Origin of the sequence: Devosia albogilva (genome assembly GCF_042685625.1) — a bacterium.
In the GTDB taxonomy this organism is placed as follows: Bacteria; Pseudomonadota; Alphaproteobacteria; order Rhizobiales; family Devosiaceae; genus Devosia; species Devosia albogilva.
On record NZ_JBHUNP010000001.1, the window covers coordinates 1,284,262 to 1,297,429 of the forward strand.

Annotated in this window: 11 protein-coding genes; 8 read left to right on the forward strand and 3 right to left on the reverse strand. The window is 65.8% G+C overall.

The genetic code is table 11. The annotated features are described in order from the left end of the window. Positions 1-11: 11 nt before the first annotated feature. The gene (gene hisN / locus ACFSX5_RS06465) at positions 12-800 is read left to right on the forward strand and encodes a histidinol-phosphatase (protein ID WP_386832466.1); all 789 of its coding nucleotides are present in this window, start codon (positions 12-14) and stop codon (positions 798-800) included. A 3-nt stretch (positions 801-803) separates the two neighbouring features. On the opposite strand, the gene ACFSX5_RS06470 is transcribed toward hisN, so the two are convergent. Next, positions 804-1,781 carry an alpha/beta fold hydrolase gene (locus ACFSX5_RS06470; RefSeq protein ID WP_386832467.1) on the reverse strand — a complete coding sequence of 326 codons (978 nt, stop codon included), beginning with the start codon at positions 1,779-1,781 and terminating at the stop codon, positions 804-806. Between the two features lie 391 nt (positions 1,782-2,172). On the opposite strand from ACFSX5_RS06470, the gene ACFSX5_RS06475 reads away from it, so the two are divergent. The 5 genes from ACFSX5_RS06475 (at position 2,173) to ACFSX5_RS06495 (ending at position 10,204) form a co-directional block, all read left to right on the forward strand. Beyond that, positions 2,173-2,634, forward strand: a complete 462-nt coding sequence (locus ACFSX5_RS06475; protein WP_386832468.1) for an Hsp20 family protein — start codon at positions 2,173-2,175, stop codon at positions 2,632-2,634. 471 nt (positions 2,635-3,105) lie between these two features. Further along, positions 3,106-7,818 (forward strand): glutamate synthase large subunit, encoded by a 4,713-nt coding sequence (gene gltB, locus ACFSX5_RS06480; RefSeq protein WP_386832469.1) that lies wholly within the window; start codon positions 3,106-3,108, stop codon positions 7,816-7,818. Continuing rightward, positions 7,818-8,129 carry a hypothetical protein gene (locus ACFSX5_RS06485; RefSeq protein ID WP_386832470.1) on the forward strand — a complete coding sequence of 104 codons (312 nt, stop codon included), beginning with the start codon at positions 7,818-7,820 and terminating at the stop codon, positions 8,127-8,129. The genes gltB and ACFSX5_RS06485 overlap by 1 nt, the downstream gene beginning before the upstream one ends. A gap of 34 nt (positions 8,130-8,163) precedes the next feature. After that, on the forward strand, positions 8,164-8,784 hold the full coding sequence (locus tag ACFSX5_RS06490; protein WP_386835590.1) for a glutathione S-transferase family protein: 621 nt from the start codon (positions 8,164-8,166) through the stop codon (positions 8,782-8,784). Further along, on the forward strand, positions 8,777-10,204 hold the full coding sequence (locus ACFSX5_RS06495) for a glutamate synthase subunit beta (protein WP_386832471.1): 1,428 nt from the start codon (positions 8,777-8,779) through the stop codon (positions 10,202-10,204). The genes ACFSX5_RS06490 and ACFSX5_RS06495 overlap by 8 nt, the downstream gene beginning before the upstream one ends. A 123-nt stretch (positions 10,205-10,327) precedes the next feature. On the opposite strand, the gene ACFSX5_RS06500 is transcribed toward ACFSX5_RS06495, so the two are convergent. Beyond that, the gene (locus ACFSX5_RS06500; protein WP_386832472.1) at positions 10,328-10,570 is read right to left on the reverse strand and encodes a DUF982 domain-containing protein; all 243 of its coding nucleotides are present in this window, start codon (positions 10,568-10,570) and stop codon (positions 10,328-10,330) included. Positions 10,571-10,659: 89 nt separating this feature from the next. Between ACFSX5_RS06500 and hpt the strand changes: the two genes are divergently transcribed. Together hpt and ACFSX5_RS06510 are read left to right on the forward strand one after the other, a co-directional pair. Continuing rightward, the gene (gene hpt, locus ACFSX5_RS06505) at positions 10,660-11,199 is read left to right on the forward strand and encodes a hypoxanthine phosphoribosyltransferase (protein WP_386832473.1); all 540 of its coding nucleotides are present in this window, start codon (positions 10,660-10,662) and stop codon (positions 11,197-11,199) included. 199 nt (positions 11,200-11,398) lie between these two features. Further along, positions 11,399-11,947 (forward strand): DUF2087 domain-containing protein, encoded by a 549-nt coding sequence (locus tag ACFSX5_RS06510; protein ID WP_386832474.1) that lies wholly within the window; start codon positions 11,399-11,401, stop codon positions 11,945-11,947. Here ACFSX5_RS06510 and ACFSX5_RS06515 read toward each other — a convergent pair. Further along, positions 11,944-13,149: an SGNH/GDSL hydrolase family protein gene (locus tag ACFSX5_RS06515; protein WP_386832475.1), complete on the reverse strand. Its 1,206-nt coding sequence runs from the start codon at positions 13,147-13,149 to the stop codon at positions 11,944-11,946. The two genes, ACFSX5_RS06510 and ACFSX5_RS06515, sit on opposite strands and share 4 nt — an antisense overlap. Between the last annotated feature and the right edge of the window lie 19 nt (positions 13,150-13,168).

The following is a 13,168-nucleotide window of genomic DNA, read 5'->3' on the forward strand; positions in this document are numbered from 1 at the left end:
CGGAGCCCGTCATGTCGCTCGACCTTGCCCGCATCGAAGCCACTCTGCTTGCCGCTGCCGACGCCGCTGCCGCGCGCACCCTGCCGCTGTTCCGCACCGAACTGGGCATCGACAACAAGCTCGAGGCCGGCTTCGACCCGGTCACCGAGGCCGATCGCGGCGCCGAAACCGCCATCCGCGCCGTCATCGCCGAAGCCTTTCCGGACCATGCCATCATCGGCGAGGAATGGGGCAGTTCCGGCTCCGGCCGCTATAGCTGGATCATCGATCCGGTCGACGGCACCCGCGCCTTCATCACCGGCGCGCCGGTCTGGGGCACGCTGATCGGCTTTGCCGAGGACGGCGTCGCCATTGCCGGGGTGATGAGCCAGCCCTTCATCGGCGAGACCTTCCTCGCCGTCCCCGGTCGCGCCACCTATCGCCGCGGCGGCGAACCGACCCCGCTACGCACCAGCGGCCAGACCGAGCTCGGCGCCTCGCGCCTCTTCACCACCACGCCGGCCCTGTTCTCGACCCCGGAACTGATGGCGAAGTGGCTGGCCATCGAGGGAGCGACGCGCCTGCAGCGCTTCGGCCTCGATTGCTACGGCTATTCCCTGCTTGCCGCCGGCCATGCCGAGCTGGTGGTGGAGCCATTCCTCAACACCTACGACATCGCCGCGCTGGTACCGATCATCCGCGAGGCGGGTGGCGCCATCTCCTGCTGGGACGGCAGCGAACCGACAGCCGGCGGCAATGTCGTCGCCGCCGCCACCCCGCAGCTCCTCGACGCCGCGCTGGAACTGATCAACCGTGCCTGACGCTCAGGCGCTCTGTTCGGTGATGAAGGCGTCGAACGCCGCTAGCACCTGGCCGCGGATGGTGTCGGTTTCCATGAACAATTCGTGCTGGGCGCCGGGGATCACCACGTGCCGCCCGGTCCGCAGCCGAAGCCCCAGCGATTCGATCGCCGGGGTCGACACCACCGCATCGCGCGCCGCCGCCAGCATGAGCAGCGGCACCTGGATGCGCGGCGGAAACCGGTCCGTCGCCACCTCCGCCATCGCCCGCATCGCCGCTCCCACCCAGCGCACCGTTGGCGAGGCGATCTCGAGCTCCGGCCGCGCTTTGCCCAGCGCCACCATGCGCAGATAGCGCGCCCGGTCGCCGGTCAGCGGATTGCCCTCGAAGGTCTGTTCCGATGGCGGCTTGTCCTCGCGCCGCCGGATCGGCACCTGCCCGAGGCCGACAAAGCTCAGTGCATCCGCCACCCGCGCCATCCCGCTCATGCTGAGCGGTTGCCGGTCGAGCGCCACCATCGGCGCCGACAGGAACACCCGGTCGAACATCGTCCGCTCGGTCGCGGCCGCGAACAGCGACACCAGACCGCCCATCGAGTGCCCGACGAGGTAAAAAGGGGGCGGGCAGTCCGGCAGCAGGATCTCGGTGTGGAAGCTCCTCAGGTCGCACCAATAGTCGCTGAAATGGTCGACATAGCCGAGCCGCGGATTGCCGATCATCCGCTCCGAGCCCCCTTGGCCGCGCCAGTCGAAAGTGGCGACGGCAAAGCCGCGGTTTCGGAAGTCCTCGACCGTTTCGAAGTACTTCTCGATGAACTCCGTCCGCCCATGCACCAGGCAAATGGTGCCGCGATGCGCCAGCCCCGGCTTGCGCGGGAACAGCGCATAGCGCAATCGCACCCGGTCCTGGGTGCGGAACCACCCCACCCTGGCACCCTCCGGCACCGGGTTGGACGGGATGGCGAGAAGGCTCGGTCCTTCGGGGTCGACGATGGCGGTCATGGAGTGGTCCCGGTTCGCCTCTCTTCTAGCGGCACAAGCGGCAAAAGCAAAAGCCGGCATCCCGTTGCGGGGGATGCCGGCTGGAGAGGTCGGGCGCGGCCCCGTGCGGGGGGCGGGGTGAGGAGCCGCGTCGACAGTGTCAGGTTTCCCTGGCACTTGCGTCATGTGTAGTTCATCGCACCTGAACCTCACCGCAAGAGCCCGTTCATTTTCGGTTCATCCGCGTTCATCGGCGTTCATCTTGGGGTCTTGAAACCGGTTTTTCCCTTGCCAATATCTGGGTCATCCGCCGGCTATCCGGGGACCCTGCCAGTCGTTTCGGATCCGCCATACCGGGGGTCCGGCACAGCGATCGGCGGGAAATCACGTTGCTCACAGGAGAATGTGCCAAATGCAGACCTTTGATTTCACTCCCTTTTATCGCTCCACCGTCGGCTTCGACCGGCTGTTCAACCGCCTCGACACGCTCGTCGGGCAGGAAGCCAAGACCTATCCTCCATACAACATCGAGCGCACCGGCGAGGACGCCTACCGCATCTCGATCGCCGTCGCCGGCTTCACCCAGGGCGACATCGCCATCGAGAGCAAGGAGAACAGCCTCGTGGTGAAGGGTGCCAAGGCCAACGAACAGGCTGATAAGTCTCGTGAATTCCTCCATCGCGGCATCGCCGAACGCGCCTTCGAGCTGCGTTTCCAGCTTGCCGACTATGTCGAGGTTCAGGGCGCCAGCCTCGAGAACGGCCTGCTCCACATCGATCTGAAGCGCGAACTGCCCGAGAGCAAGAAGGCGCGCACCATCCAGATCAACACCGCGCCGGCTCAGCCGACCCTGGAGGACAAGTCGGTCAACTAACCGGCTCCACACTCCGATAAAGGGGCGCAGTCCACCCGGACTGCGCCTTTTTTCTGGCCCAGGCGCCACCTGCACCGGCCGAACTCCTACACTTTCCTATAGCCGAACTCCTATTTTTATGTCGGAATGGCGGCAAAACCGCTTGACCCTTTGTTTGGAATTGTGCAAATCTCGACGCGTTAGGGCAGCATCTCTGTCCTATCTGAAGGCGTCGCCCCGCTCTCCGCGGTCAGCGCGCACGCTGGTCCGGCTGGCCCGCTTGTCGTGAGCGGAAACGGACAGGCGGGGCTTGAGGAGCCCGAATTCGAGCGGCCATTTGGATGCAGCGCCGCTCCCCTGTTAGATTGACCGGCAGCGCTCTTCGAGCCGTACCCCGTACGACCCGCGCGATGCCGCGTCCGCGCCTCTGGCGGTCCGCCGCCATCTGCATCACACCCCTTCCGGGGTTATAGAGACAAAGGGATACGTAGAATGGTGATCAAGCCCGGATCGAACCAGACCCCAACACGCCAGCACGCCGCCGGCCCGTTTGCGGGACGGCCGGCGGCACAGGGCCTCTACAATCCCAAACACGAGCACGATGCCTGCGGCATCGGCATGATCGCAAACATCAAGAACAAGCCCAGCCACGAAGTGGTTCAGAAGGGCCTCGAGATCCTCGAGAACCTCGAACACCGTGGCGCCGTGGGCGCCGACCCGCTGATGGGTGACGGCGCCGGTATCCTGGTTCAGACTCCCCACGCCTTTTTCGACAAGGTGCTGCCCTTCCCGCTGCCGCAAAAGCACGGCTACGCGGTGGCGATGATCTTTTATCCCAACACTGTCGAGCTGCGCGATCGCTGCGCTGCCGTGGTCCGGCGCTGCATCGAGCGCGAAGGCCTGATCCTTCTGGGCGAACGCGTCGTTCCCACCGACAATTCCCGGCTCAGCCAGGGCGTCATCGCCACCCAGCCGATCATCGAGCAGATGATCATCGCCCGCCCGGCCGGCCTCACCCTCGATGAGTTCGAGCGCAAGCTCCTCATCGTGCGCAAGGTCATCAGCAACACCGTCTATGCCGAAGTGCCCGAATCCAACACCGACAACGGCTTCTATGTCGTGTCGATGTCGGCCCGCACCATCGTCTACAAGGGCATGTTCCTGGCCGACCAGCTCGGCGCCTTCTACCGCGACCTGCACGACGAGGCGTTCGAATCCGCCATCGCCCTGGTGCACCAGCGCTTTTCCACCAACACCTTCCCGTCCTGGAAGCTGGCGCATCCCTACCGGATGACCACCCATAACGGCGAAATCAACACCATCCGCGGCAACGTCAACTGGATGGCGGCCCGGCAGGCTTCGGTGTCTTCGCCCCTGTTCGGCGACGACATCACCAAGATCTGGCCGATCTCCTACGAAGGCCAGTCCGACACCGCCTGCTTCGACAACGCGATCGAATTCCTAGTGCGCGGCGGTTACTCGCTGCCGCATGCGGCGATGATGCTGATCCCCGAAGCCTGGGCCGGCAATCCGCTAATGGATGAAGAGCGGCGCGCCTTCTACGAATACCATGCCGCCCTGATGGAGCCGTGGGACGGGCCTGCCGCCATGTCCCTGAGCGACGGCCGCTATGTCGTTGCCACTCTCGACCGCAACGGCCTGCGTCCGGCCCGCTATCTCGTCACCCGTGAGGGGCACGTCGTTCTCGCCTCCGAATCCGGCGTCCTCGACATTCCCGACGAGGACATCGTCGAGCGCTGGCGCCTGCAGCCGGGCCGCATGCTGCTGATCGACCTCGAAGAAGGCCGCATCATCTCGGACGACGAGATCAAGCAGACGCTCGCCACCATGAATCCCTATCGCGAGTGGCTGGCCCGCACCCAGATCGTGCTCGAGGACCTGCCCCCGGTGGAGCCCAAGGCACCCGAGGCGACCGATGCCCTGCTCGATCGCCTGCAGGTCTTTGGCTACACCCAGGAGGACATCAAGCTCCTGATGGCACCGATGGCCACCACCGGCCAGGAAGCCGTGGGCTCCATGGGCACCGACACGCCGATTTCGGCGCTGTCTAACAAGGCGAAGCTCCTCTACACCTATTTCAAGCAGAACTTCGCCCAGGTGACGAATCCGCCCATCGACCCGATCCGCGAGGAATCGGTGATGTCGCTCGTCTCCTTCATCGGCCCGCGCCCCAACATCTTCGACCTCAAGGGTCTCGACACCGACAAGCGCCTCGAAGTGCGGCAGCCGATCCTGACCAACGAGGATCTCGAAAAGATCCGCGCCATCGGCGATATCGAGGACAACCAGTTCAAGACCAAGACCATCGACATCACCTACCCCGCCGAACAGGGCGCGGCAGGGATGGAGGCGGCCATCGACGCCATCTGCCAGGAGGCCGAGGAGGCCGTCCGGGGCGAGTACAACATCATCATCCTGTCCGATCGCCTGGTCTCGGCCGAGCGGCTCGACATCCCGACGCTGTTGGCGCTCGCCGCCGTCCACCACCACCTGATCCGCAAGGGCCTGCGCACGTCCACTGGCCTCGTGGTGGAAACCGGCGAAGCCCGCGAAATCCACCATTTCGCGATGCTTGCCGGCTACGGCGCCGAGGCCATCAACCCCTACCTCGCCTTCGAGGCGCTGCAGTCGCTGCACGCCGAGGGCAACTACCCCGAGGAAGTCTCGGCCGACGAAGTCGTCTACCGCTACATCAAGTCGGTGGGTAAGGGCCTGCTCAAGGTCATGTCCAAGATGGGCATCTCGACCTATCAGTCCTATTGCGGCGCCCAGATCTTCGACGCGGTCGGGCTCAACTCCGATTTCGTCAACAAGTACTTCTTCGGCACCGCCACCACCATCGAAGGCGTCGGCCTCAAGGAGATCGCCGAGGAGACCGTGCGTCGCCACGCCGATGCCTTCGGCGACGACATCGTGCTGCGCAAGGCGCTCGATATCGGCGGCGAATATGCCTACCGCATCCGCGGCGAGAAGCACGCCTGGAGCCCGGACGTCGTTGCCGACCTCCAGCATGCCGTCCGCACCCGCGACGAAGCGCCCGAAACGGCACAGGAGCGGTACGACACCTTCGCCCAGCGCGTGAACAGCGGCGAGAACGGCTACCTCGCCATCCGCCACCTGCTCGACGTCCGTCCGCTCGGCGAAGCCGTGCCGCTCGAGGAAGTCGAGCCGGCGGCCAACATCGTCCGCCGTTTCGTCACCGGCGCCATGAGCTTCGGCTCGATCTCGCGCGAGGCGCACACCACCCTCGCCATCGCCATGAACCGGATCGGGGGCAAGTCGAACACCGGTGAAGGCGGCGAAGAGCCCGATCGCTACAAGCCGCTACCGGACGGCTCGCAGAACCCGCTGCGCTCGGCCATTAAGCAGGTCGCGTCCGGCCGCTTCGGCGTCACCACCGAATACCTGGTCAATTCCGACCAGATCCAGATCAAGGTTGCCCAGGGTGCCAAGCCCGGCGAGGGCGGGCAGCTTCCCGGCCACAAGGTCGACTGGATCGTCGCCAAGACCCGTCACTCGACGCCCGGCGTCGGCCTCATTTCGCCGCCGCCGCACCACGACATCTATTCGATCGAAGACCTGGCCCAGCTCATCTACGATCTCAAGAACGTCAATGAGCAGGCCGACATTTCGGTCAAGCTGGTGTCAGAGGTCGGCGTCGGTACGGTTGCCGCCGGCGTCGCCAAGGCGCGGGCCGACCACATCACCATTTCCGGCTATGACGGTGGCACCGGCGCTTCGCCGCTGACCTCGCTCAAGCATGCCGGTGGTCCGTGGGAGATCGGCCTCGCCGAAACCCACCAGACCCTGGTGCTCAACCGCCTGCGCAGCCGCGTGCGGCTGCAGGTCGATGGCGGTCTCAAGACCGGTCGCGACGTGCTGATCGGTGCCCTGCTCGGTGCCGACGAGTTTGGCTTCTCGACCGCCCCGCTGATCGCGGCGGGCTGCATCATGATGCGCAAGTGCCACCTCAACACCTGCCCGGTTGGCGTCGCCACCCAGGACCCGGTGCTGCGCAAGCGCTTCAAGGGCACGCCCGAGCACGTCATCAACTACTTCTTCTTCGTCGCCGAGGAACTGCGCGGGCTGATGGCTTCGCTCGGCGCCCGCACGCTCAACGAACTGATCGGCCGCTCGGACCTGCTCGACCAGCGCCGCGCCGTCGATCACTGGAAGAGCGGTGGCGTCGACCTCTCCAAGGTCATCTTCAAGCCCGAGCCCCTCGGCGGCGACACGCTCTACCATTCGGAAACGCAGGATCATCACCTCGAATCCGTGCTCGACCGCAAGCTGGTCGAACTGGCTCGGCCGGCGCTCGAACACGGCACGCCGGTCCAGATCGAACTGCCGATCCGCTCGCGCGATCGCTCCGCCGGGGCCATGCTCTCCGGTGCGCTGGCCAAGCGCTATGGCCATGAGGGCCTGCCCGACGACACCGTCGCCATCACCCTGCGCGGCACCGCCGGCCAGGCTTTCGGCGCCTTCCTGGCCAAGGGTATCTCGATCGACATGATCGGCGACGCCAACGACTATGTCGGCAAGGGCCTTTCCGGCGGCCGCATCGTCGTGCGTCCATCCGACAAGGTCGGCATCGTCCCCGAGAAGTCGATCATCGTCGGCAACACCGTGCTCTACGGTGCCATCTCCGGCGAGTGCTACTTCCGCGGTGTCGCCGGCGAACGCTTCGCCGTCCGCAATTCCGGCGCCATCGCCGTCGTGGAAGGCACGGGCGACCATGGCTGCGAGTACATGACCGGCGGCGTTGTCGTCGTCATCGGCCCCACCGGCCGCAACTTCGCGGCCGGCATGTCGGGTGGTGTCGCCTATGTCCTCGACGAGGACGGCACCTTCCGCTCGCGCTGCAACCTCGCCATGGTCGATCTCGAACCGGTGCACGAGGAAGAAGAGCTGATGCGCAAGCTCCACCACCACGGCGGCGACCTTGAATGGCACGGCCGCGTCGACATCTCGGGCGACATGACCCGGCACGACGACGAGCGCCTGCACCAGCTCATTTCCAACCACCTGCACTACACCGGCTCCACCCGGGCCCGTCAGGTGCTGGAGAACTGGACCGAGATGCGGCCCAAATTCGTCAAGGTCATGCCCGTCGAATACCGCCGCGCCATCCAGGAGATGGAAAAGAAGCGGGCGCAGGGCGCCATGGGCGTGGCGGCGGAATGATGAGCAAGCTTCGCCTCGGCGCTGCCGCCGTCACCTTCGCCCTGCTGCAGGGCCTGCTCACGACCTCGGTCATGGCCCAGGCGCGTGAGGTGGTCATCGTCGGCACCTTCAAGACCCCGTCGGGGCAGTTGGAGGATGTCGTCTACGAGACCAACGCCGAGTATTTCGGCTGCCGTCAGGCCCTGCCGGGGCTCAGGATCGAGATGCAGATGCAGGTCCAGGGCTATGCCGAAACCCGTGGCTGGTTGCTGGAAAGCGCCCGCTGCGCCTACCGCACCAAGTCGGGCGAAATCGAGGAGTTCAGCAGATGATGGGCTCCAACTTCTGGACGGCGGCCGAGTGATGTTGCAGCTCTACGGCAACTTTGGGTCGGGCAACTGCCTCAAGGTGAAATACATCGCCGAGGCCACCAGCACGCCTTACGTCCTGCACGAAATCCGGACGCGCTCGGGTCAGACCAGCACGCCCGAGTTTCTGGCCCTCAACCCGGCTGGCCAGATGCCGGTGGTGGTTCTCGACGACGGCCGGCCCCTGGCGCAGTCCAACGCCATCCTGCGCTATCTCGCGCACGGCACGCGCTTCATTCCGGCCGACCGCTACGATGCGGCCAAGGTGGATGAGTGGCTGTTCTGGGAACAGTACAGTCACGAGCCCACCGTCGCCGTCGCTCGTGCGCGTGTCGTCTACGACAAGCAGGCTATCGCCGATCTCGATCCGACCCTGGTCGGCCGCGGCAACAAGGCGCTCGATCTGATGGAGGCTCACCTCACCGGCCGCACCTGGCTGGTGGGCGAGACGATCACCATCGCCGACATCGCCCTGCTGCCCTACACGCGCCAGGCGCCGGAAGGCGGGTTCGATCTGTCGAGCCGCCCGGCGATCCTGCGCTGGATCAGCGCCTGCGAACAAGAACTCGGACTCCCTGCCCTCGGGGCAGAAGCTAGCAAGGAGCAAAGCCATGGGTAAGGTCACGGGCTTTCTCGAGATCGAACGCGAGGAGCCGCGCTATGAGCCGGCATCCGACCGCATCCGCCACTTCGGCGAATTCACCATCCCGATGTCGGAAGGACGCGTCGCCGATCAGGCCGCCCGCTGCATGGATTGCGGCGTTCCGTTCTGCCACGGCGACACGGGCTGTCCGGTGCACAACCAGATCCCCGACTGGAACGACCTCGTCTACCACGGCGACTGGGAAGAGGCGGCGCGGAACCTGCATTCCACCAACAACTTCCCCGAGTTCACCGGCCGCATCTGCCCCGCGCCCTGCGAGGAAGCCTGCACGCTGAACCTCGAGGACGTCCCCGTCGCCATCAAGACGGTGGAACAGGCCATCGCCGACCGCGCCATCCGCAATGGCTGGATCAAGCCGCAGCCGGCCGAAGCCAAGACGGGCAAATCCGTCGGCATCGTCGGCGCCGGCCCGGCCGGTCTGGCGGCCGCACAGCAGCTCGCCCGCGCCGGCCACGAGGTCCATGTCTATGAGCGCGAGCCCAAGGCCGGGGGCCTGCTCCGCTACGGCATCCCCGACTTCAAGATGGAAAAGCAGCACATCGATTTCCGCGTCTCGCAAATGCAGGCCGAAGGTGTGCAATTCCACTACGGAATGAACGTCGGCGGTAACGTTACGCTGTCGGAACTTCGCGAAAAGCATGACGCTTTGCTGCTGACCGGCGGCGCCGAAAAGCCCCGCCCGGTCGAGGCCGAAGGGGTCGATCTCAACGGCGTCCACTTCGCCATGCCCTTTCTCGTCCAGCAGAATCGCCGCGTCGGCGGCGAGGACGTCTCGGGCGAAGTCCAGCTCTCCGCCGCCGGCAAGCATGTGGTGGTGGTGGGCGGTGGCGACACCGCAAGTGACTGTGTTGGCACGTCTTTTCGCCAGGGCGCCATCGCCGTCACCCAGCTCGACGTCCGCCCCATGCCGCCCGAAATGGAGAACAAGCTGACCAACTGGCCCAACTGGGCGGTCAAGATGCGTACCTCCTCCTCGCAGGCCGAAGGCGCCATCCGCGAGTTCTCCGCCGGCACCATGCGGATCATCGGCAACAGCAAGGGTCAGGTCACCGGCGTCGAATGCGCCCGCGTCGACCGCAAGCGCCAGCCCATCCCGGGCACCGAGTTCGTCATCAAGGCGGACCTCGTCCTGCTCGCCATCGGCTTTGCCGGCCCGGTGCAGGAAGGCATGCTGACCGAGCTCGGCGCCCAATACGACAAGCGCGGCAATCTCTTCGCCGACACGCTGAGCTACCGGACCACCGTCCCCGGCGTCTATGCCGCCGGCGACATGCGCCGCGGCCAGTCGCTCGTCGTCTGGGCCATCCGGGAAGGTCGCCAGGCCGCCCGCTCGATCGACCTCGACCTCATGGGCCACACCGCCCTGCCGCGCTGATCCGCGACACCCCCACCCAACCTCCCCCTGAAGGGGGAGGGGCGGAACGAGGGTGGCTTGATGCCGCGACAGGCACCGGGGCGGCTCCTCCCCCTTCAGGGGGAGGCTGGGTGGGGGCTTCCCCTACTCCACGAATATCTCCGCTTCGATCGCCGCTTCCATGAAGGCGAGCCACGCCGGCTCGGGATCGGCGCCTTCCATGGCATCGAGGCACAGGCTGCTGGCGATCTTGTGCTTGTCGCCGCGTTCGCCCGGCCACTCCATGAGCAGGATGTTGCGCGCCTCGACCGGCGTGGTGATCGTCTGGGTCTCTCCGTTGAGCCGGATGGTGATCGGCCGGGAGAAGGCGTGGATGCTGTCGAGCATGAAAGAAGTTCCTCGGGATTGCTCCCGGCAACGGACCTGCCACCATCGCGGTTCCGTGCTAGCGTCACCGGCGAATCCGGAACCTGCCCATGACCAAGCCGCCCTACGTCGTCGACGAACTGATCTCCGCCAAGGCCATCGCCGCCCGCGTCGAGGCCCTTGCCAAGGACATCTCCACCTATTTCGCCGACACCGACAAGCTGGTGGTCGTGGGCCTCTTGCGCGGCTCTTTCATCTTCATTGCCGACCTCGTGCGCGAGCTCGACCTGCCGGTTGAAGTCGATTTCCTCGAAGCCTCCTCCTATGGCGATGCCATGGAATCGAGCCGCGAGGTCCGCATCCTCAAGGATCTGCGCGGCGAAATCGCCGGCCGCGACGTGCTAGTGGTGGAAGACATCATCGACACCGGGCACACCCTCAAGCACGTGCTCGAGATTCTCGCCACGCGCCACCCGCGCCGCATGGAAGTCTGCGCCCTGCTCAACAAGCCCAGCCGTCGCGAGACCGACGTCGCCGCCCGCTGGATCGGCTTCGACATTCCCGACGAATTCGTCGTCGGCTACGGCATCGATTACGGCCAGCGCAACCGCAACCTGCCCCATATCGGCGCCGTGCGCTTCGTCGAGTAGCACACCGCAATTGTGTTCGAGGCGCTTTTCCGCTAGAACCGGCTCCACGGTCTGCAGTTCACCGAGGCGTTGCCGCTCCACTTGGAGAGCTAAACCTGCATCGACAGAACCGATTATGAACCCGCCCGCGGGTGCCTGATCGTCAAGCCGGCAACCGACGAAGCGTCATCTGATGCAATTGGCACCTCGTGAGGCTGTCATGTCGAAACTCCACATCCCCTACGCCGTCGCCGACCTGTCCGGTCTGGCCAAGTCCCTCCGCGCCCAGCTCGCTGCGCTCGATCATGCCCCGACCCATGCCGAGATGCTCAACATCCTCGCCAGGGGTGCGGGCTACGCCAACTTCCAGCACCTGCGCGCCGATGCCGAGGCCGCCGGCCGGCTCTCGGCGACGCCGCCGGACGATCCGGTGGACCACACGCGACTGGAAAAGGTGCTGCGCCACTTCGACGCCGAAGGCCGCATGATCCGCTGGCCCGGCCGCACCAACCACCAGGACCTTTGCGTCTGGGCCATCTGGGCCGCCATTCCCGCCGAGACCCGCCTGAGCGAAGCCGAGATCAACGGTGTCATCATCAACGCCCACACCTTCGGCGACCACGCCATCCTGCGGCGCCTGATGGTTGATATGGGCCTCATCGTCCGCACGCCGGACGGTCGCACCTACCGCCGGGTCGAGAAGAAGCCCGAACCGGATGCCGCGGCGCTCATCGCCGCAGTCAGCCAGCGCCGCTCGGTCCAGCTCTAGAGCGCACCCGCGTTTGACGGTCTGGCGTCATCATTGGCCGGGTCGATGCCGACCCCGAAGGCGTCGGCCCGTCCGACCGGTGCCGTCACCAACTGCTCGAGGCTGAACGGTGCCGTCTCGGGCTGCGGCAGGGCTGCGGCGCTGACGAGGTCGCCTGCCCGCGCCGGTGCCCGGCTGATGGGGATCACCGCGCCCGCCACTTCCAGGAGCCGCGTCTGCCCCAGCCCCTGATAGGGCGGCCGCAACATGCTGGCGGCGTCCGTTCCGGCCAGCGGGTCGGCCACCGCGATGGTCACTGCTCCGCCGCGGTAGAAGGTTCGCATGCTCTGGCTGATATAGAAGGCCAGCTTGTCCGCGCCCGCGGTGGCGAAATGAATGCCGTCATCCTTGCGCATGCGCGCGTTCTGCCCGTTCACGTCCGGGCCATGGGAGGCGTACTGCCCGTCCTCGCCGACGAAGCGCTCATAGATATCGACATATTCCGCCCCGCCGGCAAAGCTCGCCATCTTCTGCAGATTGGCGATCTGGCTGATGGCCGCCGAATAGTCGGACTTCGACATCGGCGGCAGCCCGACCCAGATCACGGGCTTGCGCGCGGCCCTCAGCTTGTTGAGAAAGCTCGCGATCCGCGCCTGATAGGCGGCGTTCCATTCCGTCGTCAGCGGCTCCAGCGCCCGCCCATTGCTGCGGATCTCCTGGCGGTCGTTGATGCCGATGATCACCACCGCGACGTCGAAACTGTCCTCGGCGATGGCTTCTTCGATGGCGGCGTTCCAGTCGAAGAAATCGTCGCGCACGAAGCCGGACGAACTCACGCCCTGGTCGATCACCACCAGATTGGGGTCTTCGGCATAGAACCGCTCCAGCGCCCGGCTGAGGTCGATGGCGAGGGAGTCGCCGAACACCGCCAGACGGGTCGCGTTCTCGGCCTTCTCCACCTCGGGCTTGGGCGGCGGCAGGCTCGGCGTCGGCGCTGGGGCCGATTGTTGCCGTGGTTGCTGCTGTTGTTGTTGTTGCTGCTGCCGCTGCGGCGCCTGTTCCACCGGCTGTGGTGCCGGCTCCTCGCCGAACAAGAGGTCGAACAGGGTCCGGCGCTTCTGCTGCTGCGCCACGATCATTGTCCCGCTCTCCTGGGCGAAAACGGGTGCCACGTCCACGAAGACGAACAGGCCGATCACGATGGCAATCGCAAAGCGCAACATGCTGGTTTCATAGCAGACC